Annotated in this window: 22 protein-coding genes and 2 tRNA genes; 14 read left to right on the plus strand and 10 right to left on the minus strand. The window is 74.9% G+C overall.

What is annotated here, in order from left to right:
* The 3 genes from E4P43_RS06415 to E4P43_RS06425 all read right to left on the minus strand — a co-directional run bounded on the left by E4P43_RS06415 (position 1) and on the right by E4P43_RS06425 (position 1,528).
* A complete protein-coding gene (locus tag E4P43_RS06415) occupies positions 1-552 on the minus strand; it encodes a uridine kinase (protein WP_245158966.1) in 552 nt (183 codons plus the stop codon).
* Positions 553-647: 95 nt separating this feature from the next.
* Positions 648-1,265, minus strand: a complete 618-nt coding sequence (locus E4P43_RS06420) for an ANTAR domain-containing protein (protein ID WP_245158967.1) — start codon at positions 1,263-1,265, stop codon at positions 648-650.
* Positions 1,262-1,528 (minus strand): mycoredoxin, encoded by a 267-nt coding sequence (locus E4P43_RS06425; RefSeq protein WP_135144586.1) that lies wholly within the window; start codon positions 1,526-1,528, stop codon positions 1,262-1,264. Before E4P43_RS06425 ends, E4P43_RS06420 begins: the two co-directional genes overlap by 4 nt.
* 173 nt (positions 1,529-1,701) lie before the next feature.
* On the opposite strand from E4P43_RS06425, the gene E4P43_RS06430 reads away from it, so the two are divergent.
* The 4 genes from E4P43_RS06430 (at position 1,702) to E4P43_RS06445 (ending at position 4,879) form a co-directional block, all read left to right on the plus strand.
* Complete coding sequence (locus E4P43_RS06430; RefSeq protein WP_135144587.1) at positions 1,702-3,696, plus strand: ATP-dependent DNA helicase UvrD2; 1,995 nt, start codon at positions 1,702-1,704, stop codon at positions 3,694-3,696.
* Between the two features lie 158 nt (positions 3,697-3,854).
* On the plus strand, positions 3,855-4,154 hold the full coding sequence (locus tag E4P43_RS06435; protein ID WP_135144588.1) for a hypothetical protein: 300 nt from the start codon (positions 3,855-3,857) through the stop codon (positions 4,152-4,154).
* Between the two features lie 141 nt (positions 4,155-4,295).
* Positions 4,296-4,664: a WhiB family transcriptional regulator gene (locus E4P43_RS20925; RefSeq protein ID WP_348522151.1), complete on the plus strand. Its 369-nt coding sequence runs from the start codon at positions 4,296-4,298 to the stop codon at positions 4,662-4,664.
* A complete protein-coding gene (locus E4P43_RS06445) occupies positions 4,661-4,879 on the plus strand; it encodes a hypothetical protein (RefSeq protein WP_135144589.1) in 219 nt (72 codons plus the stop codon). The genes E4P43_RS20925 and E4P43_RS06445 overlap by 4 nt, the downstream gene beginning before the upstream one ends.
* 60 nt (positions 4,880-4,939) lie before the next feature.
* Here E4P43_RS06445 and E4P43_RS06450 read toward each other — a convergent pair whose 3' ends face one another.
* From E4P43_RS06450 to E4P43_RS19830, 3 genes are all read right to left on the minus strand, one after another.
* On the minus strand, positions 4,940-6,262 hold the full coding sequence (locus E4P43_RS06450) for an AarF/ABC1/UbiB kinase family protein (RefSeq protein WP_245158968.1): 1,323 nt from the start codon (positions 6,260-6,262) through the stop codon (positions 4,940-4,942).
* Positions 6,263-6,327: 65 nt separating this feature from the next.
* Positions 6,328-7,431: a ThiF family adenylyltransferase gene (locus E4P43_RS06455; protein WP_135144590.1), complete on the minus strand. Its 1,104-nt coding sequence runs from the start codon at positions 7,429-7,431 to the stop codon at positions 6,328-6,330.
* A gap of 121 nt (positions 7,432-7,552) precedes the next feature.
* A complete protein-coding gene (locus tag E4P43_RS19830) occupies positions 7,553-7,705 on the minus strand; it encodes a DUF5679 domain-containing protein (protein ID WP_012950213.1) in 153 nt (50 codons plus the stop codon).
* 412 nt (positions 7,706-8,117) lie between these two features.
* Between E4P43_RS19830 and E4P43_RS06460 the strand changes: the two genes are divergently transcribed.
* Positions 8,118-8,708 carry a M48 family metallopeptidase gene (locus E4P43_RS06460; RefSeq protein WP_209313753.1) on the plus strand — a complete coding sequence of 197 codons (591 nt, stop codon included), beginning with the start codon at positions 8,118-8,120 and terminating at the stop codon, positions 8,706-8,708.
* Positions 8,709-8,711: 3 nt separating this feature from the next.
* Here the strand turns inward: E4P43_RS06460 and E4P43_RS06465 are convergent, their stop codons facing one another.
* Positions 8,712-10,085, minus strand: a complete 1,374-nt coding sequence (locus E4P43_RS06465) for a zinc-dependent metalloprotease (RefSeq protein WP_135144591.1) — start codon at positions 10,083-10,085, stop codon at positions 8,712-8,714.
* 129 nt (positions 10,086-10,214) lie between these two features.
* Here E4P43_RS06465 and E4P43_RS06470 point away from each other — a divergent pair, with 129 nt between their 5' ends.
* From E4P43_RS06470 to E4P43_RS06480, 3 genes are all read left to right on the plus strand, one after another.
* Positions 10,215-11,237 carry a S16 family serine protease gene (locus tag E4P43_RS06470; protein WP_135144592.1) on the plus strand — a complete coding sequence of 341 codons (1,023 nt, stop codon included), beginning with the start codon at positions 10,215-10,217 and terminating at the stop codon, positions 11,235-11,237.
* Between the two features lie 209 nt (positions 11,238-11,446).
* On the plus strand, positions 11,447-14,416 hold the full coding sequence (locus E4P43_RS06475) for a UPF0182 family protein (RefSeq protein WP_245158975.1): 2,970 nt from the start codon (positions 11,447-11,449) through the stop codon (positions 14,414-14,416).
* Between the two features lie 75 nt (positions 14,417-14,491).
* Positions 14,492-14,568 (plus strand) — tRNA-Met (locus E4P43_RS06480).
* A gap of 57 nt (positions 14,569-14,625) precedes the next feature.
* Here the strand turns inward: E4P43_RS06480 and E4P43_RS06485 are convergent.
* Positions 14,626-15,171 carry a hypothetical protein gene (locus E4P43_RS06485; protein ID WP_135144594.1) on the minus strand — a complete coding sequence of 182 codons (546 nt, stop codon included), beginning with the start codon at positions 15,169-15,171 and terminating at the stop codon, positions 14,626-14,628.
* A gap of 246 nt (positions 15,172-15,417) precedes the next feature.
* On the opposite strand from E4P43_RS06485, the gene E4P43_RS06490 reads away from it, so the two are divergent.
* The 4 genes from E4P43_RS06490 to E4P43_RS06505 all read left to right on the plus strand — a co-directional run bounded on the left by E4P43_RS06490 (position 15,418) and on the right by E4P43_RS06505 (position 17,484).
* Positions 15,418-15,494: transfer RNA gene (locus tag E4P43_RS06490), tRNA-Met, on the plus strand.
* A gap of 162 nt (positions 15,495-15,656) precedes the next feature.
* A complete protein-coding gene (locus E4P43_RS06495) occupies positions 15,657-16,973 on the plus strand; it encodes a cytochrome P450 (RefSeq protein ID WP_135144595.1) in 1,317 nt (438 codons plus the stop codon).
* Complete coding sequence (locus E4P43_RS06500) at positions 16,970-17,188, plus strand: ferredoxin (RefSeq protein ID WP_135144596.1); 219 nt, start codon at positions 16,970-16,972, stop codon at positions 17,186-17,188. Before E4P43_RS06495 ends, E4P43_RS06500 begins: the two co-directional genes overlap by 4 nt.
* An 8-nt stretch (positions 17,189-17,196) precedes the next feature.
* Positions 17,197-17,484: a GNAT family N-acetyltransferase gene (locus E4P43_RS06505; RefSeq protein WP_135144597.1), complete on the plus strand. Its 288-nt coding sequence runs from the start codon at positions 17,197-17,199 to the stop codon at positions 17,482-17,484.
* A 52-nt stretch (positions 17,485-17,536) separates the two neighbouring features.
* Here E4P43_RS06505 and E4P43_RS06510 read toward each other — a convergent pair whose 3' ends face one another.
* A complete protein-coding gene (locus E4P43_RS06510) occupies positions 17,537-18,046 on the minus strand; it encodes a VOC family protein (RefSeq protein ID WP_135144598.1) in 510 nt (169 codons plus the stop codon).
* A gap of 72 nt (positions 18,047-18,118) precedes the next feature.
* Complete coding sequence (locus E4P43_RS06515; RefSeq protein WP_135144599.1) at positions 18,119-18,388, minus strand: helix-turn-helix domain-containing protein; 270 nt, start codon at positions 18,386-18,388, stop codon at positions 18,119-18,121.
* Between the two features lie 54 nt (positions 18,389-18,442).
* On the opposite strand from E4P43_RS06515, the gene map reads away from it, so the two are divergent.
* Both map and E4P43_RS06525 read left to right on the plus strand, forming a co-directional pair.
* Positions 18,443-19,213 (plus strand): type I methionyl aminopeptidase, encoded by a 771-nt coding sequence (gene map / locus E4P43_RS06520; RefSeq protein ID WP_135144600.1) that lies wholly within the window; start codon positions 18,443-18,445, stop codon positions 19,211-19,213.
* Positions 19,214-19,300: 87 nt separating this feature from the next.
* On the plus strand, positions 19,301-20,176 hold the full coding sequence (locus tag E4P43_RS06525) for a proline dehydrogenase family protein (RefSeq protein WP_135144601.1): 876 nt from the start codon (positions 19,301-19,303) through the stop codon (positions 20,174-20,176).
* Position 20,177: the final 1 nt, after the last annotated feature.

A 20,177-nucleotide genomic window follows, 5' to 3' on the forward strand; every position in this document is an offset into this window, starting at 1 on the left:
TCAGCTCCAGCGACCGCCGAGGACCAGGGCGGGCTTCTCGGGGTGGTCGGCGAGCACCACGGCGTCGGCGAGGGCCGCCGGGTCGACCTCGTCGTCGTAGCGGTCGAAGGCCGGGAGCGCCCACTGCTCCTCGGGCGGTGTGCGTCGCCTCCGGGCGGCCGGGGACATCCGCAGGTGGACGACGACGTCCAGGGCCAGCCCCACCCCCTGCAGCAGGGAGCCCGGCACCAGGACCACGGCGCCGGGCGGTGCCGGCCGGCGCGGTGCGCGCGCAGCACGGTCGCGGTCGAGGTCCCACAGGACCGGCAGGTACTCGCCGCTGCCACCCGGGCCGAGCGGGCCGAGCACCTCGCGGTTGAGGGCGTTCCCGTCCAGCCAGTCGGTGTACCGGGCGTCGGGGTCGGTGCGGCCGTGCTCCAGCCGCAGCGAGGCCGGCCGGTAGAAGCCCGTGGCGGGGACGACGACGGCGCCGTGCCCGAGCGCGGGCAGCCGTTCGGCGACCGCCCCGGCCAGCCGTTCCGGCTCGGCGGCCTCCGGGCCGTCGACGCCCACGCGCAGGGCGGCCGCGCCCGGGTCGGGAGGGGTGGCCGCGAGCAGGGCGGCCAGCCGGTCGGCCAGGGCGTCGGGGGAGAGCGGCTCCGGACGGGTCAGGACCGGCCGTCCGCGACGACGGCGGCCGGCGGTGCGGGCTGCACCCGGGGGAGCGGGGCGGTGGCGGGGCCGACGGCGGGGGCCACCGTGACGGCGCCGGGTGCCGGGTCCGCGGCCAGCCCGTCGAGCACCTCGCGCGCCAGGTCCACGACGGGCCGCCCCTCGGAGCGCGCCTGCCGGCGCATCTCCTCGAACGCCGCCCGCGGGCTGCTGCCGTTGCGCTCCGCCAGCACGCCGATCGCCCGCTCGGTGGAGACGCGGGCCGCGAGGGCGTGCTCCAGCTGGGCGACGGTGCGCTCCAGCGCGGCGATCCGGGCGTCGACGGGGTCGTCGTCGGCGGGGGCGCCGGAGGGTCCGCGGGCGGAGCGCCGGGCGGTCCGGTCGGGCTCCGGCAGACCGCCGAGCTCGTCGGCCACCAGGTCGGCGAGGGTCATGCCCTCGAGGAGGTCACCGACCGCCTCCCCGGCGACCGGGCCGGAGACCGGGATGACGGTCCAGCCGCGCGCGGTGCGGGTGAGCGCGACCCGCGCGTGGTCGTCGGTCGGGCCCGCGCCGGACGACGGGGACCCGTCGCGCTGGCCGGAGGGCCGGGGGCCGGGGACCACGGGTCTCACGCCTCCGGTTGCTGTGCCAGCTGGGCCTTGACCTGGTCGATGCTCGGGTTGGTCAGGGCGCTGCCGTCGCGGAAGACCAGCGTGGGGACCGTGCGGTTGCCGCCGTTGGCCTGCATGACCAGGTCGGCCGCCGCGGCGTCCTCCTCGATGTTGACCTCGGCGTAGTCGATGCCCTCGCGCTGCATCATCTTCTTGAGCCGCACGCAGTAGCCACACCACGAGGTGGTGTACATCGTGACGGCGGCGCCGGGGGTCGTGGTCATCGCGGGGAGTCTCCCTGTTCGTGCCGGGCGGGTCCAGTCCCGTTCCGGGGTGGCGTGCTCGTGATCGACAACGCCGACCCCCCTGGGGATGCTTCCCGGGCCGTGTCGGCCCGGGCTGGGAGGATCGGGTGGGGCCCGTCGGGCCGGCAGGGCGAGCAGGAGGGACGGCGGCGATGTCGCAGGCGGAGGCGGAGGCCGTGCTCAGCGGTCTCGACGACGAGCAGCGCGAGGCGGCGCAGGCGGTGTCGGGCCCGGTCTGCATCCTCGCCGGCGCCGGGACCGGGAAGACCCGGACCATCACCCACCGCATCGCCTACGGCGTGCACACCGGCACCTACGTGCCCGAGCAGGTGCTCGCCGTGACCTTCACCGCCCGTGCCGCGGGCGAGCTGCGCGCCCGCCTCGCCGGCCTCGGCGTGGGCGGGGTCCAGGCCCGCACCTTCCACGCCGCCGCGATGCGCCAGCTGCGCTACTTCGCCCCGCGGGTGCTGGGCGGCCCCATGCCCTCGCTCATCGAGAACAAGCTGCGCGTGGTGGCCTCGGCGGCCACCCGCAACCGGCTCACCACCGACCGGACCAGCCTCCGCGACCTGGCCAGCGAGATCGAGTGGGCCAAGACCACCCTGGCGACGCCGGAGGACTACCCGGCGCGCGCGAAGGCGGCCGGCCGCGAGGCGCCGTTCGAGCCGGCGGCGGTGGCCGCGGTGTACGCCAGCTACGAGTCGGCGAAGCAGCGCGACGGCTCGCTGGACTTCGAGGACCTGCTGCTGGTCACCGCGTACGCCATCGAGGGCAACCCGGACGTCGCCCGGCAGGTGCGGGCGCAGTACCGGCACTTCGTCGTCGACGAGTACCAGGACGTCAACCCGCTGCAGCAGCGGCTGCTCGACGCCTGGCTGGGCGGGCGGGCGGAGGTCTGCGTCGTCGGCGACCCGAACCAGACCATCTACTCCTTCACCGGCGCCAACCCCGACTACCTGCTGGGGTTCGCCGACCGGTACCAGGACGCCGCGGTGGTGAAGCTGGAACGCGACTACCGCTCGACGCCGCAGGTCGTCGGGCTGGCCAACAAGCTCATCGGCATGGCACCGCGGCGCAAGGGCCTGCCCGGCCTGCGGCTGCTGGGCCAGCGGGCCGAGGGTGCCGAGCCGCGCTTCACCGAGTACCCCGACGAGCCGGCCGAGGCCGCCGCCATCGCGGCGCGGTGCCGGGCGCTGATCGACGAGGGCATGCCGGCGGCGGAGATCGCGATCCTGTTCCGCATCAACGCCCAGTCCGAGGTCTACGAGAACGCGCTGGCCGCGGCCGGCGTCCCCTACGTGCTCAAGGGCGGGGAGCGGTTCTTCGAGCGCCCCGAGGTGCGCGAGGCAGTCCTGCTGCTGCGCGGGGCGGCGGCAGGTGGCAACGACCCGGGCATGCTCGTGCCCGCGGTCCGCGACGTGCTGGCCTCGACCGGGTGGGCCGAGCACCGGCCGCCGCCCGGGGGAGCGGCCCGCGACCGCTGGCAGTCGCTGGCCGCGCTGGTCGACCTGGCGGTGGACCTGGTGGCCGAGAACCCCGCGCTCGACCTCGGCGGCTTCGTCGACCACCTGGCCCAGCGGGCCGACGCGCAGCACGCGCCCACCGTGCAGGGCGTCACGCTCGCCTCCATGCACGCGGCCAAGGGCCTGGAGTGGGACGTCGTCTTCGTCGTCGGCCTCGTGGAGGGGGTGCTCCCCATCGCGCAGTCGCTGAGCCGTCCCGACGCGGTGGAGGAGGAGCGGCGGCTGCTGTACGTCGCCATCACCCGGGCACGGGAGCAGCTGTCGCTGTCCTGGTCGCTGGCGCGCAACCCCGGCGGACGCCGGGCGCGGCCGCGCAGCCAGTTCCTCACCGGGCTGGCTCCCGAGTCCGGCCCGACCGCGCCGCCGGCCCGCCGGCCGGCCAAGAAGGCCAAGGTCGTGCTCGAGGGCGAGGCGGGGGAGCTGTTCGAGCGGCTCCGCGCCTGGCGCAGCCAGGCGGCGCAGACGCAGTCGGTGCCGGCCTACGTGGTGTTCTCCGACGCCACGCTGCAGGCGATCGCCGAGAGCCGGCCGACCAGCCTGCGCGAGCTCTCCGGGCTGCCCGGGGTCGGCGCGAAGAAGCTCGACCTGTACGGCGAGGACGTGCTCGCCACCGTCAGCGGCTGACCCGCGAGGGACTCGTCGCACCCGTCCGCGGGATCTCCGATTAATTCGTTTGACCGCATCTCGGCCGTCCCCCTAGTGTCCTGACACACACGAGCTGCGCCCCCGTGCGATCCCGGCCGACCGGCCAGGACGCGGACAGAGGAAGGAGGGGCACTTCGATGATCACCATGAACCGGACCGCCACCTCCGCCGATGTCCTGAGCCGTGGCGGCTTCGAGCCGGTCAACGGCTCCGCCGCCCCGTCCGGCGCCACCGGTCTGTCCCTCGCCCCGTGCACCGGCTGGGCCCTCACCGCTGCCGCCCTCCGCGCCCCCGCCACCCGTGTGCCCGCCATCGCGGGCGTCCTCGGCAAGCGCCGGGAGCAGGCCCTCGTCGAGCGCTTCCTCGCGCCGACCCACACCCCCACCGACGACAGCACCCCCCTCGGGATCCACTCCCCGGGGAGACCGCAGAGCTAGCGCTCGACCGGTCCTCCTCGAGGCCGCGGAACCCGAACCCCGGGATCCGCGGCCTCTTCGTTTCTCCGCGGCACCCGGCCCCCGACCTCGGTCGGCGGAGCCCCCGCCGGCCGTACCCGACGAGTACGAGGAGGAGCGGCAGTGCAGCAGACGATCGACCGCCCGACGTCCCACCGCCGACCCGGGCTCCCCCGGACCGGTGGACCGACGCCGACCTTTCCCCACCCGCCTCAGCGGGGACGTCCCCGTCCGCCCCTGTCACCCGCGCCGGTGCGGCTCCCGCTGCCGTGCCGGGTGGAGGACCCGGACCTGTGGTTCGCCGAGAGCCCGAGCGAGCTGGAGCTCGCGAAGGGCTTCTGCGGCAGCTGCCCGGTGCGCCAGAAGTGCCTGGCCGGTGCGCTCGACCGCGCCGAGCCGTGGGGCGTCTGGGGCGGCGAGATCTTCGAGCGCGGCGTGGTCATCGCCCGGAAGCGGCCCCGTGGCCGCCCCCGGAAGGTGGTCGCCGCGTGAGCACCGAGACCAGCGACGAGCAGTCCTCCAGCAGACCGAAGGAAGCAGCCATGTACACCACCGAGCACGAACTGGCCCGCAGCCGGCACGCCGAGCTGCAGGCCGAGGCGGAGGCCGTCACCCGCGCCCGCCGTCTCTACCTGGCCAGGCGGTCCGCCCGCCGGGCCGAGCGTGCGGTCCGCCGGGCCGCGCGCGCCAGCGCCGCCGTCTACTGACGGCGGTGGGCAGCCGGGCCCGGCGTCTCCCGGTGCGTCCGGACCCGGCTGCCCCTCCGGTCAGTCCTTGAAGCCGGGGAGCCACTCCTCGAGGACCGCACGCCAGTCGGCGTCGGCGTCGAGCTGGCACAGCACCCCGATCGAGCCGATCGTCACCCGGTGGATGAGCAGGTAGGCCGGGGGCAGGTTGAGCTGGCGCCCCAGCCGGTTGGCCTCGGTCCGCGGGTCGGCGATGCGGGCTGCCTGCTCCTGCATCCACGCCCGGGTGAAGTGGAAGTGGCTGCCGGCCACCGGCTCAAGCAGGGGGCGCAGGTAGTCCAGGACCCCCTCGGCGTCGATGTCCACCCCGGGGCGCACGAAGCCCTCCGTGCGCAGGTCGGCCAGCACCTCCCCGGCGCGGCCGGCCAGCGCCCAGCGCAGCAGCCGGCCGATCGGCTCGGGATGGCCGTCGGGGAGCCGCGCGGTGGCGCCGAAGTCGATGACGCCCAGCCGGCCGTCGGGCATCAGCCGGAAGTTCCCCGGGTGCGGGTCGGCGTGCAGCAGCCCGGCCCGCTGCGGACCGGAGAAGTGCAGCACCGCGAGCAGGCGCCCCGCCCGGTCGCGCTGCTCCCGCGACCCGTCGGCGATCACCCGGGACAGCGGCGTCCCCTCCATCCACTCGGAGACGACGACCTTCGGGGCGCTGGCCACCACCCGGGGCACCGCGATCTCCGGGTCACCGGCGTACGCGGCCGCCATCGCCCGCTGCGCGTCGGCCTCCAGGCCGTAGTCCAGCTCCTCGGCGACCCGGGCCTTGAGCTCGGCGATCAGCGGCTTGACGTCCAGCCCCGGGAACAGCGAGGCGAACAGCCGGGCGAAGCGGGCCAGCTGGTTGAGGTCGGCCATGAGCGCCGTGCCCGCGCCCGGGTACTGGATCTTCACCGCGACGTCGCGGCCGTCGCGCCAGGTCGCCCGGTGCACCTGCCCGATGCTCGCCGCCGCCGCGGGCGTGTCGTCGAACTCGCGGAACCGCTGTCGCCAGGTGCCGCCCAGCTGCTGGGCGAGGACGGCGTGCACCGTCCGCACCGGCATCGGCGGCGCCTCCTCCTGGAGCTTGACCAGCGCCTCGCGGTAGGGGGCGGCCATCTCCTCGGGGACCGCCGCCTCGAACACCGAGAGCGTCTGCCCGAGCTTCATCGCGCCGCCCTTGAGCTGGCCCAGGACGGCGAACAGCTGCTCGGCCGTCCGCTGCTGCAGCTCGGCGTTGACCGCCTCCGCCGACTGGCCGGACAGCCGCTTGCCCAGGCCGAGCGTGGCCCGGCCCGCGGCACCCAGGGGGAGCGACGCCAGCCGGGCGGTGCGCGAGACCGACCCCCGCGGCATCACCGGTCGCTCGTCACTCACACGTCCTCCTCGCCGGCGCGGGGAGAGCGGCGCCGTGTCGTGTCCGGTGAGCGGCGTGGGCGCGCTCAGCTCCCCATTGTTCCCTGCTCCGGCGCCTCCCCGCCCGGAGGAGCCGGATCCCCGCCGTCGTCGCCGGCCCCGGCGCCGCATCCGCAGGACGGGTGCGCAGGCCAGCGGCGCACCCGGGGGAGGAGGTCGGGGGGCCGCAGCTCCACGGTGGCCCCCAGCGTGAGCGGCGCACCGGCGTCGTCCAGGTAGGCGAGGGCCTGTCCCGCGGCCAGCAGCGCGGTGAGCAGGCAGGTCAGCGTCGAGCCGCTCGGCGGGGCCTCCGCGGCGACCAGCTGGGCGGCCAGCCGCGGCCAGCGGGCGTCGGCGTCCCGCCGGTGCAGGTCGGCGCAGAGCAGGCAGCTGGTGGCGCCCCGCACGACGAGCGGGCCAACCACCCCCGTCTCCCCGCGCACGGTGGCCACCAGGTGCGCGCCGGACCCGGTGCCGCGCAGCGCCACCGGGTCCGAGGCCGCCCACGGCCGGGTCAGCACCACCAGGTCGGGCAGGGCGCCCGGCGGCAGCGGTCGCAGGTCGGTGAGCGGGCTCGCCCGGCGCACGGCGTCGGCTGCGGCCATCGAGCGCGGCCGCCCCTCGTCCCCGGCGGTCAGCCCGCCGACGACGGCGTCCCCGGCGCGGACCACGCCGCTGTCGTGGACGACGACGCGGCCCACGCCGCTGGCCGCCAGGACCGCCGCGAGCGGCGTCCCCACCCGGGTGGCCCCCTCGACGACGACCGAGGACAGCGCCCGGGTGCGCCACACCGCCGAGCCGGGCACGCGGACCGCGGACGGCAGCTCGACCCGGGCCCGCGCGGCCGCGGCGGGGCCCGCCCCGGTGGCCAGCAGGTCGGCCGGGTCGAGGTCGGTCAGCAGCCCGGTGCCCCGCAGCGCCTCGAGCGCGGTGTCGACGAGGCCGGGGTCCAGGCCGTCGCGCGCGGCCTGGGCGCGCACCGCCCGCTGTGAGCGCCGTCCGTCCAGGGCGCGGATCAGGTTCGGCAGCCCCGGCACCGGGTCGAGCAGCAGGCCGTCGGTCGAGTCCACGCCCCCGACCTGCACGGCGCCGCCGTCGGCGTGCAGGAGGGGCGTCGCCGGCGGGAGGAGGGGATGGGCGCTGTCGCTCACCCGGGCAGCGTGGCAGCCGGGCGGCCCGGGCCGCTGCCGTTCTCCACAGGCCCGGGACGACGGACGGCGGCGCCCCCGTGGGGACGCCGCCGTCCAGCCTGCCCCGGTGGGGCAGGAGGGCTCAGGCCTTGCCGAGGATCCGGTTCATCTTGGTGCCGCAGACGGGGCAGGTCCCCTGCGCCATCCGTCGACCGGACTCGCTGACCTTCACCTCTCCGTCGAAGTCGCGCTTCTCCTTGCACTTCACGCAGTAGCCGTTGTAGCTCTCCGCCACGGGGATCTCCTCGGAACTCGGGGCCGCCCGGCTCGCACGCCGGGCGCCGTTGCGCGAGCACGCTACCCGTGCGGACCGGGCCCGGCCCGGACAGCGGGCACGCGGAGGCGGCGGCCCCACGGGCGTCGTCGCACTGCGTCACCCACAGCTGTGGACGAACCTGTGGACGCCATGGGGACGACGTGGCGTGTCGCTGTGCGCGGCCCGGGGACGGCTGGGGGACGGGTCGCGCTCCGCAGCGCCGTCGCCGCCCCCGACCTGCGGCGATGCCCCCGACCGGGTGTGGACGGCGCACAGCGCGCGACCTCGTCACCGGCTGGAGCGGCGGCCGTGTCCACCGTCCGTGCGACCTGCACCCGAGAGGGTGTCCGTGGGCAGGCGCCACGCCCGGCCGGTGTCTTACGGTGCCTCCGTGCCCGCAACGCCTCCCGACAGCTCCGCCGTGCCCGACCCGGCGGACGACGACGTCGTGGAGGTGCGGCGCAGCCCGCGTCGCCGGCGCACGGTGACCGCCTACCGGGAGATGGGGCGCACCGTCGTCCTGATCCCCGCCGCGTTCAGCCCGGCGGAGGAGCAGCGCTGGGTGGCGCAGATGGTCGCCAAGCTGCGCACCCGGGAGGAGCGCCGCAAGCGCTCCCTCGGCGGGGACAACGAGCTCATGGCCCGGGCACGGGCGCTCTCGGCCGCCCACCTGGACGGCCTGGCCGAGCCGGCCAGCGTCCGGTGGGTGGAGAACCAGCACCGCCGCTGGGGGTCGTGCACCCCCGCCGACCGCACCATCCGGCTGTCGGGCCGGCTGCGGTCGATGCCCGACTACGTCGTCGACTACGTGCTGGTGCACGAGCTGGTGCACCTGCTCGAGCCCAGCCACGACGAGCGCTTCTGGGCGCTGGTCGCCCGCTACCCGCGCGCCGAGCGCGCGCGGGGCTTCCTGGAGGGCGTCGAGCTGGCCGCCACCGCGGGCGCGGCGAACCTGGAGCCCGCGGCCGACCCGGTGGACTGAGGGTCAGCGGGCGGCGTCGTCGCCCGGCTCGTCCTGCTCGTCGGGGCGCTCGGCGTCCTCGGCGGTCAGCTGCGCCAGCTCGTCGTCCAGCCCCTGGCGGGCCACGAAGTCCAGCGGCTCGTCCAGGTCGTCGGAGGTCGGCAGCAGGTCGGGGTGCGACCAGAGCCGGTCGCGCTCCGCGCTGCCGTGCTGCTGGGCCATCGCGCCCCAGACCGTGGCGGCGTCGCGCAGCCGGCGCGGGCGCAGCTGCAGGCCGACCAGCGTCGCGAACGTCTGCTCCGCCGGCCCACCGGAGGCGCGGCGGCGGCGCATCGTCTCGGCCAGCGCCGGGTAGCCGGGCAGCCGCTCGGCGGCGGCCGCGGCGACGACGGCGTCGACCCAGCCCTCCACGAGGGCGAGGAGGGTCTCCAGCCGGCGCAGGGCCATCTGCTGCTCCGGCGTCTCCGCGGGCTCGAGGACCCCGGAGCTGAGCAGCCGCTGAATGCTCTCCGGGTCGCTCGGGTCCAGCCCGCCGCCCAGGCCGCCGGACATGGCGTCGTTGATGCCGCGCTCGATGGCCTCGCGGTCGATGGTGATGCCGCGGGCGTAGGCGTGCACCGCGTCCTGCAGCTGCTGGCGCAGCCACGGGACGTGGGCGAACAGGCGCTGGGAGGCCGCCTCGCGGAGGGCGACGAAAAGCCGGACCTCGTCGGCGGGGCGGTCGAGGCCCTCCGCGAAGGCGGCCAGGTTCTGCGGCACGAGGACGCCGGTGCCCGCCGGGGCCAGGGGCAGGCCCACGTCGGTGCTGGTCAGCACCTCCTCGGCGAGCTTGCCCATGGCCTGGCCGACCTGGGCGCCGAACATGACCCCGCCCATCCGGCCCATGATCCCGGCGATCGGGCCGAAGGACATCGCCGCCTCCTGGGGGAGGGCGCTGGTCATCGCCGAGACCACCCGCTCGGCGAGGGGGTCGATGAGGGCGCCCCAGGCGGGGAGCGTCTGCTCGACCCACTCGACCCGCGACCAGGCCGCGGTGCGCTCGATGCCCGAGGGCAGCTCGGTGACCTGGTCCAGCCACAGGTCGGCCAGCCGCAGCGCCTCGGCCGCGGCCGAGCGCTCGCCGTCGGACGCCGGCTGGTGGCCGGGCGCGAGCTGGCTGATGGCGCCCTGCCGGGCGAGGTCCCAGTTGACCGGGCCGCCGGACCAGTTCATGAGCTTCTGCAGCTCGGCGAACAACGGCATCTTGCCCAGCACGTCCTCCGGCGAGCCGCCGCCGGCCATGCCGCCGAACAGCGCGCCGAGGCCGAACGGGTCACCACCCTGCTCGCCTCCGCGCCCGGGCTCCCGGCGCTCGGGGTCGCGGTCGGGCAGGCCGAAGCCGAACGGCACGTCGCTCATGCCGTCCACGGTAGACGCCGGTGTTCCCGCAGGTGGACGCGTTCGCTGGCAGCGGATGGGCCCTCGCCCGTGCCCGCGCCGGCCCGTGAGCGGTGGGGGGCCCGGGGCCGTCACCTAGGCTCGCGCCTCGTGACCCGTCGGATCGCCGTCCTCAGCGTGGGGGCGGTGCTGCTGCTGCTGTTCGGCGTGCTCGGCACGACCGTGCCCGTGCCCTACGTGGCGCAGGTCCCCGGTCCCACCTACAACACCCTCGGCGACATCGAGGGCGAGCCGATCATCGCCGTCCAGGGCCGGGAGCGGAACGACGCCGAGGGCAACCTCAACCTGACGACCGTCGGGGTGAGCCGCGGTGGCCTCTCCCTCGTGCAGGCGGTGCGCGGCTGGTTCGACGACGAGGTCGCGGTCGTCCCCGAGGAGACGGTCTACCCGCCCGACCGCAGCGAGGAGGAGACGCGGCGGGTCAACCGCGAGGCGTTCGTGACCTCCGAGCAGGCGGCGGAGAGCGTCGCCCTGGGCGAGCTCGGCTTCCCGCAGAAGGTCGTCGTCCGCGACGTGCCGGAGGCCTCGCCGTCCGAGGGGCGCCTGGAGGAGGGCGACGCGCTGGAGGCGGTGGCCGGGCAGCCGGTGCCCGACTCCCAGGTGCTCGCCGAGGTGCTGACCGACATCCCTCCCGGCACGCCGGTCACCGTCGACTTCACCCGGCTCGGGCAGCCCGGCACGGCCACCGTGACCACCCGGGCGGCCGACGAGCGCGAGGGCTCCCTGCTCGGCGTCTCGGTGCTGGACCAGCCGTCGGCCCCCTTCGACGTCGACATCCAGGTCGCCGACGTCGGCGGTCCGTCGGCGGGCCTGATGCTCACCCTCGGCATCCTCGACCTGGTCGGGGAGGAGGACCTCACCGGCGGCAAGGTGGTGGCCGGGACCGGCACCATCAAGCTCGACCGCACCGTGGGCCCGATCGGTGGGATCGCGCTGAAGATGGTGGCCGCCCGCGAGATCGGTGCCGAGCTCTTCCTGGTCCCGGCCGACAACTGCGCCGAGGCCGCGGCCGCCCCGGACACCGGGGTGCCCATGGCGCGGGTCGCCACGCTCGACGACGCCCTCGAGGCCCTCGCCGACCTGCGCGCCGGCCGGGCCCCCGAGAGCTGCTGACGGAGGTCGGCCCGCACGCCGCGGCGCCCGCGCGGCACGACCTCGCCCCGGTGGGGGAAGCTGGGGCCGGCCCACCGGGAACCCCGCGCCGCCCGGTGCGTTGTCCTGGGAGGGCCGGGGGAGCATCCCGCGTGCACCACCCGACCTTCGCGGTCGATCGTCGCGTGGCCGGTGGCCACGCCCGCAACTGAAGGAGACCGCTCGTGGCCATGCGGCCCCCTGTGCCGGTGCCGACGCTGTCGCGGCGCGCGAAGCTGGCCATCGGCGCCATCGCCGTGCTGCTCGTGCTGTTCACCGTGGTGGGCAGCCTCACCAACGTGTACGTCGACTTCCTCTGGTTCGAGGAGACCGGCTTCACCGAGGTCTTCTGGACCGAGCTGCAGACCCGTGCGCTGCTGTTCGCCGTGGCCGGTGTCGCGACCGGCGGGCTCACCGCCCTGGCCGTCTACCTGGCCTACCGCTTCCGGCCTGCGTTCCGGCCCATGTCGCTCGAGCAGCAGAACCTCGAGCGCTACCGGCAGTCGCTCGAGCCGCGCCGCGGCCTGGTCCTCACCGCCATCGCGGTCGTCCTGGGCCTGTTCGCCGGGTTCACCGCCCAGGCGAGCTGGGAGACCTGGCTGTCGTTCCGCAACAGCACCGACTTCGGCCGGACCGACCCGCAGTTCGGCGTCGACGTGTCGTTCTTCGTCTTCGACTACCCGTTCTACCGGCTGCTCCTGGGCTTCGGGTTCGCGATCGCCATCCTGTCGCTGATCGGGTCCCTGCTCACGCACTACGTGTTCGGCGGCCTGCGCCTGCAGACCCCCGGCCAGAAGCTGACCGCGGCCGCGCGGGTGCAGCTGTCGGTCCTCGTCGGCGTCTTCGTGGCGCTGAAGTCCGCCGCCTACTGGCTGGACCGCTACGGGCTGGTCTACTCCGAGCGGGGCGGGGAGTTCACCGGCGCCAGCTACACCGACGTCAACGCCCTGCTGGTCTCCAAGACCATCCTGGTCTGGGTGGCCGGCGTCTGCGCCGTCGCCTTCTTCGCCAACATCGTGGTGCGCAACTTCCTGCTGCCGGCCATGGCGCTGGTGCTCCTGCTGGTCTCCAGCCTGGTCATCGGCGTGGCCTACCCGGCGATCGTGCAGCAGTTCGTGGTGAAGCCGAGCGCCAACGAGAAGGAGGCGCCCTACATCGAGCGCGCCATCGCCTCGACCCGTGAGGCCTACGGGCTCGAGGACATCGACTACGTCGACTACGCGCGCGACACCGGCGAGCAGGTCGACCCCGAGAAGGCGCTGGCCGAGGTCCGCGCGAACGCCGGGACGATCGAGAACGCCCGCCTGCTGGACCCCAACGTCCTCGAGGGCACGTTCACCGCGCGCCAGCAGATCCGCAACGTGTACGGCTTCCCGGAGAAGCTGGACATCGACCGGTACACGCTGCCCGACCCCGAGACCGGTGAGCCCCGGACCCAGGACTACATCGTCGCCGCGCGCGAGCTGAACAGCGCCGGGCTGTCGGAGAACCAGGCCAGCTGGATCAACCGGCACACCGTCTACACGCACGGCAACGGGTTCGTGGCCGCGCCGGCCAACGAGATCATCGCCGCGCGCGAGGGTGGTGTCCCCGACTTCACCACCCGGGACCTGCCGACCCGGGGCAACATCCAGGTCGACCAGGGCCGCATCTACTACGGCGAGCTGATCCAGGACCAGGGCCAGGACGTCTACTCCGTCGTCGGCGCCCCGGAGGGCAGCGAGCCCCGCGAGTTCGACCGTCCCGAGGACGGGTCCGACGAGGGCCAGATCAACAACACCTACGACGGCGAGGGTGGCGTCGCGGTCGGCAGCTTCTTCCGCCAGCTGACCTTCGCCATCTACTACCGGGAGCGGAACTTCATCCTCTCCAGCGCGGTGAACGACGCGTCGAAGGTGCTCTACGTCCGCGACCCGCGGGACCGCGTGGAGAAGGCGGCGCCCTTCCTGGAGGTCGACGGCGACCCGTACCCGGCGGTCATCGACGGCCGGGTGACCTGGATCCTCGACGGCTACACGACGTCGGACTCCTACCCCTACGCCGAGCAGCGCCAGCTCGGCGAGGTGGCGGCGGACGCCCTGACCGGCACGGGCACGACGGCGCTGCCGGACGAGACCTTCAACTACATCCGCAACTCGGTGAAGGCCACCGTCGACGCCTACGACGGCACGGTCACGCTCTACGCCTGGGACACCCAGGACCCGGTGCTGCAGACCTTCATGAAGGCCTTCCCCGGTGTCGTGGAGCCGCGCGGCGAGATGTCCGAGGAGCTGGTCAGCCACGTCCGGTACCCCGAGGACCTGTTCAAGGTGCAGCGGGACATCCTGACCCGGTACCACGTGGACAACCCGCAGGACTTCTACAACAGCAACGACCGCTGGCAGGTGCCCGACGACCCGACCCGGGGTGGCCAGGCCGACGCGCAGCCGCCGTACTACATCCTGGCCCAGCGGCCGGGCGAGACCGAGGCGACGTTCCAGCTGACGAGCGCGCTCAACGCGTTCAACCGGCAGAACCTCTCGGCGTTCGTGTCCGCGTCCAGCGACCCGGAGAACTACGGCAAGCTGCAGGTGCTCCGGCTGCCGGGCAACACGCCCTTCAAGGGGCCGCAGCAGGTGCAGCAGTCGTTCAACACCGACGACGACGTCGCGCGCGACCTGAACCTGTTCCGGAGCGCGGACTCCAAGCCGGTGTTCGGCAACCTGCTGACGCTGCCCGTCGGCACCAACGGCCTGCTCTACGTGGAGCCGCTGTACGTCGAGGGCACCGGGGAGAACTCCTTCCCGCTGCTGCGGAAGGTGCTGGTCAACTACGGCGACCGGGTCGGCTACGCCGACACGCTCGACGAGGCGCTCGACCAGGTGTTCGGCCCCGGCGGCGGCGACTCCGCGACCGACAGCGAGGACTCGCCGGACACCCCGGCGCCCCCGCCCGCGCAGCCCACCGACCCGGCGACGCCGACCACGCCGCCCGCCGACGGCGGTGGCGACGCCCCGGCGCCGGACCTCGACGCCGCGGTGGCCGACATGAACGCCGCGCTCGGCCGGCTGGCCGACGCCCAGCGCTCCGGTGACTTCGCCGCGCAGGGCCAGGCGCTGGCGGACCTGCAGCGGGCGGTGGAGGCCTACCAGAGCGCGCAGCAGGCGGGCGGCGGCGGCTGACCCGTGGCCGGGACCGGTGGCTTCCCCCTCGGGGGAGCCCACCGGTCCCGGCGCCTGGTAGGCTGTTCCTACCGACGCGGGGTGGAGCAGCTCGGTAGCTCGCTGGGCTCATAACCCAGAGGTCGCAGGTTCGAATCCTGTCCCCGCTACCACCACGAAGGCCCGGTCCCCCAGGGGACCGGGCCTTCGTCGTCGTCGGGGTGCCGCGCTCAGACCGTGCTCAGGCGCTCGTCGTGCTCGTCCCAGGAGTGCTCCGCGGTCCAGCCACGGGACCACGCGTCGGCCTGGTCGACCGGGGTGCGCCGGTACGGCGTGGGCCGCGGCCGGGCCGGTGCGGCAGGGGTCGACGTCCGGGCCGCCGGAGGGGCCGCCGGGGCGGGGACGGGCGAGGCGACCGGCCGGGGCGCGGCCGGCGGGGCGAGCACGTGCGCAGGCTTGCCCGGCCGCGCGCTCAGCCCGGTGAAGTGGTTGTTCGGACGGGTCCGGTCGTCGTCCTCGACGGGTGCCCCCGCGAGGGCCCGGGCCGGGGCGGCCGGGTACGGCTCGCGCCGCGGCGGGTGCGCGGGGTCGGGCAGGCGGAGCTCGGAGAGGTCCTTCCACGTCGAGTGCCGCAGCCCGTCGACGGTGCACCGCACCCGCGCGGACACCAGGCCGTCGGGGGTGTGCCGCCAGCCCAGCAGCTCGCCGGAGTACCAGATCCCGCGGTGGTGGATCTCCACCGGCTGCGGGTCACCGACGAATGCGCTCGTCGTCATGTCCCCCGCCACGAGCCGGACTGTAGGCGCGGGGGAGAGGCCCGCCGGGAAGGCGCGCACTTCTCCTGAGGCGGGTGTGACGGGGCTGCCCCACGGTCCGCAGGAGCACTCGGCGGACGGGCCCGGCCCCGTCGGGGCAGGTGGTCGGGGCGTCGCCGTCGGCGCGGCCGGGGGCCGAGGTCGGCCAGGCCCCCGGAACGGGGTCCGGAACGGGGTCCGGCACGAGTGCTACAGTGGTCCTACCGACGCGGGGTGGAGCAGCTCGGTAGCTCGCTGGGCTCATAACCCAGAGGTCGCAGGTTCGAATCCTGTCCCCGCTACCACCACGAAGGCCCGGTCCCGGCAGGGACCGGGCCTTCGTCGTCCCACCCCGTTCCGTCGCGTGCACTCTGCAACCTTCTTGGGGCGGATGTGGCGTTGTGTGTTGTGCGTCACCCGGGTCGGCTTCTAGCGTGCGGGCACGTCCGATCGCAGGGGAGTGACAGGTGTCCGTCGACGCAGCACCCACGCAGGGAACCGTTCCGCCGCCGCGACGCGCCGGGGCGGAGGACCTCGGGATCGATCTCTCCGACCGCGACTTCTGGCTGAGCCCGCCGGCCGAGCGGCACGCGGTGTTCGACCGGCTGCGGCAGGAGCGCCCGCTCGCGTTCTTCGCCGAGCCGGAGATCCCCAACATGCAGAGCGGCCCGGGCTACCACGCGGTCACCCGGTACGCGGACCTGGAGGCGATCAGCTCGCAGCCGACGGTGTTCTGCTCGGGCAACGGCGCCGTGTCCATCCAGGACATCCCGGCCGACCTCAACGAGTTCTACGGCTCGCTGATCAGCATGGACGACCCGCGGCACGCGCGGATCCGGCGCATCGTCTCCAAGACCTTCACGCCGCGGATGCTGGAGCGGGTCGTCGGCTCGGTGGAGCTCGTGGTCGACGACGTCCTGGCCGAGGCGAGGCGCAAGGCGGCCGGCGGCGACGGCACCATCGACGTCGTCGCCGACATCGCCGCCCCGATCCCGCTGCGGGTCATCTGCGACATGATGGGCATCCCCGCCGAGGACCGGGCGATGGTGCTGGCCAAGTCCAACGTGATCCTCTCCGGCGGCGACCCCGAGCTGGTCGAGGACCAGGACGACCCGCTCACCGGTCTGCTCATGGCCGGCATCGAGCTCGCCGGCCTCATGGAGCGGCTGGCCGCCGAGCGCGTCGTCGAGCCGAAGGACGACCTCACCACGGCGCTGGTCACGACCGAGGTGGACGGCGAGAAGCTCAGCCACCAGGAGATCGCGTCGTTCTTCATCCTGCTGCTGGTCGCCGGCAACGAGACCACCCGCAACGCCATCTCGCAGGGGCTGCTCGCCCTGCAGGAGCACCCGGAGCAGCGCGCCCGGTGGGTCGCCGAGCCGGAGCTGACCCGCACCGCGGTCGAGGAGATCGTGCGCTGGACCAGCCCGATCACCTGGATGCGGCGGACCGCGACGCAGGACACCGAGCTCAACGGCTACCCGGTCCAGGCCGGCGACAAGTTCCTGCTCTTCTACGCCGCGGCCAACCGGGACCCGGAGGTGTTCGCCGAGCCGCACCGGTTCGACCTGGCGCGGGACCCCAACCCGCACGTCGGGTTCGGGTCGAAGGGCCCGCACTTCTGCCTCGGGGCGCACCTGGCCCGGCGGGAGCTGGCGGTCACCTTCCGCAAGGTGTTCGAGCAGCTGCCGGACCTGGAGATCACCGGCCCGCCGGCCAGGCTGCGGTCCTCCTTCGTCAACGGCCTCAAGCGGCTGCCCGCCCGGCTCGGGGGCGCCGCATGACCCGGATCGCCCTGGACGGGGAGCGGTGCGTGGGGTCCGGTGCCTGCGAGTCGCTGGCGCCGGACTTCTTCGAGGTCGGTGACGACGGCATGGTGGCCGTCCTGCGCGCCGAGCCCGGGCCCGGCGAGGAGCGGGACGTGGCGGCGGCGGTGCAGCAGTGCCCGACGCGGGCGCTGGCGCTGGTGGAGGAACAGCCGGCGGGTGCCGCCGGTTGAGCACGCACATGGAGCCCACCGTCATCGACGTCCCCGAGTCCGACCGGTTCGAGATCCGCGACGGTGATCGCGTCCTGGGCCTGGCCGCCTACCAGCGCAGCGGCGACACCCTCGTCTTCACCCACACCGAGGTCGACCCCGACGCCGGCCAGTCGGGCCTGGGCAGCACCCTGGTGCGGGCCGCGCTCGACGAGGTGCGGGCCAAGGGCGGGCACGTCGTGCCCCGCTGCTCGTTCGTCGCCGGCTGGATCGAGCGCCACCCGGAGTACGCCGACCTGGTCGCCGACCGCAGCTGATCCGACCACCGCCGAGGGCGGGACGGCCCAGGCCGTCCCGCCCTCGGTCGTCTCAGAGGACCTGGTGGCCGTACATCTCGCCGAGCGGGTCGGCGATGAGCTCGATGCGGGCGCCGTCGGGGTCGCGGAAGTAGACCGAGACGCCGCTGTGCACCTCGTGCTCGACGCCGGCCTCCGTGAGCCGCTCGACCAGCTTCTCCCAGCGCTCGGGGTCGACGCTGATGGCCATGTGGTGCAGCCCGCCGAGCACCTCGGCGTAGGGGCCGACGTCCAGGCCGGGGAAGTCGAAGAACGCCAGCAGGTTGCCGTTGCCGATGTCGAAGAAGAAGTGCGACGAGCCGGGGTAGTCGCGGTTCTCGATCAGCTCGGTGAGCGGGAAGCCGAGCACGTCCTGGTAGAAGCGCACGGTCCGCTCCACGTCGCTGCTGATCAGCGCCGTGTGGTGGAGGCCGCGCGCGGTCGAGGCGGGGCGCTCGCCGGCCGGGCGCAGGTGCGCCTCGCGGATGCGGGCGCGCGCGGCCTCGAGCGCGTCCAGGTCACGGGTGCTCTCGGTGGTGCTCACGCGGGAGGTCCTCCTCGAAGTCGGCGTCTGACCGGCTGAACTCCTCGTCGCGCGGAGTCCTTCCCGGATGGCTCAGGCGGTGAGCGCCGCGCCGTCCGTGGGCGCGGCGAGGTCCTGCACCAGCCCGTCCAGGGGCAGGTCGAGCGCGGCGGCCAGGGCGGCGACGGTGAAGAACGCGGGCGTCGGCACGCGCCCGGACTCGATCTTGCGCAGCGCCTCGAGGCTCACGCCCGAGGCGGCCGACACCTCGGCGGGGGTCCGGCGGCCACGGGCCTCGCGCAGCAGCGCCCCGAGGCGCCGGCCGCGCTCGCGATCCTCGGCGCTCAGCGGGGGACGGACCATGGCCGTGATAGTAATACCGGGATAGCTTTACCGGAACCCATCGAGGAGAGTGCCGTGATCGAGCTCCGCACCCCCGGCGAGCTGGACGCCATGCGCGCCGCCGGAGCGGTGGTCGCCGACATGCACGCCGCGGTCCGCGCGATCGCGGCACCGGGCGTGCGCCTGACCCAGCTCGACGCGGTGGCCCGCGACGTGCTCGCCGACGCGGGCGCCACCTCGCCGTTCCTCGGCTACGCGCCGCTGCCGACCACCCCGCCGTTCCCGGGGGTGCTGTGCCTGTCGGTGAACGACGTCGCCCTGCACGGCATCCCGACCCCGGACACCCTGCAGGACGGTGACCTGCTCAGCGTCGACGCCGGCGCCGTCCTCGACGGCTGGGTCGGCGACGCGGCCATCACCTTCCCGGTCGGCACCCCCCGGCCCGAGGACCTGGAGCTGGTCGCCACCACCGAGCGCGCACTGGCGGCCGGGATCGCGGCGGCGGTCGTCGGCAACCGGGTCGGCGACATCTCGGCCGCCATCGGCGCGGTCGGGCGGGCCGGCGGCTGCGGCATCAACACCGACCAGGGCGGGCACGGTGTGGGCCGCACCATGCACGAGGCGCCGTCGGTGCCGAACGAGGGCCGCGCGGGGCGTGGCGTGCCGCTGCGGGCCGGGCTGGTCATCGCCATCGAGCCGTGGTTCCTCGCGGGGGGCGACGACGGCTACACCGTCGACGCCGACGGCTGGACGCTGCGCAGCGCCGACGGCAGCCGCGCCGCCCACGTCGAGCACACCGTCGCCGTCACCGCCGACGGCCCGAGGATCCTCACCGCACCTCGCTGACCGCCGGCTCCGGGACAGGTCCCGCAGCGGGACTCGTCCGGCGGACGCCACGACCGGGATGCGGAGCGGGTCTGAGAGGGTCATCGCATGGGCCTCGACCGTGCGGTGCTCTTCCGGATGGCCACCAGCGCGCGGCTCGAGCGTGCTGTGCGGTCCCGCGCGACCGGTGAGCGGCTCGCGTGGCGGGCAGCGTCCCGCTACGTCGCCGGCCGGACCCGCTCCGACGCCCTTGCCGCCGTCGACCGTCTGCTGGCGCAGGGGCACGGCGTGAGCGTGGACCTGTTCGGTGAGCTCGTGACCGACGTGGGCACCGCGACCGACGTGGTCGAGCACTACCGCTCGCTGGCGGTGGCGCTGCCTCCGCCCCCTGCGGAGGTCTGGCTGTCGGTGGACCTCACCCATCTCGCGCTGGACGTCGACCCACCGGGTACGGCGGACCGGCTCGCCGCGATCGCGCAGGCCCTGCCACCGGGACGGCGGCTCCAGGTCGGTGCGGAGGACCTGCGCCGCACCGACGCCGTGCTGTCCTGCGTGCTCGACGTCGCCGGTCGCGGGCTGGCGGACAGGCTCGGAGCCACGGTGCAGGCCAACCTGGTCCGCTCACCCGCCGACGCGGACGCGCTGGCCGCCGCCGGGGTGCACGTCCGCCTGGTCAAGGGGGCCTACGTGGAGGCCTCCGGAGTGCACGCCTACGGGGAGCCGACCGACGTCGCCTACCTCCGTCTGGCCTTCCGCCTGGCCGAGCAGCGTGCCGCATGGTCGATGGCCACCCACGACGGCCGGCTGCGCGAGGCGCTGCTGCTGGCCGTCGGGCCGGTGACGGTGGAGCAGCTGCTCGGGGTGCGGCCCGAGACGCTGGGCGACCTGCGGGAGCGCGGAGTCCCCAGCCGGGTCTACGTCCCCTACGGCCAGGACTGGTTCCGCTACTGGATGCGCCGAGTGGCCGAGTCGCGGGGCGCGTAGC

The organism is Blastococcus sp. TF02A-35, from assembly GCF_004571075.1.
Taxonomy (GTDB): Bacteria; Actinomycetota; Actinomycetes; order Mycobacteriales; family Geodermatophilaceae; genus Blastococcus.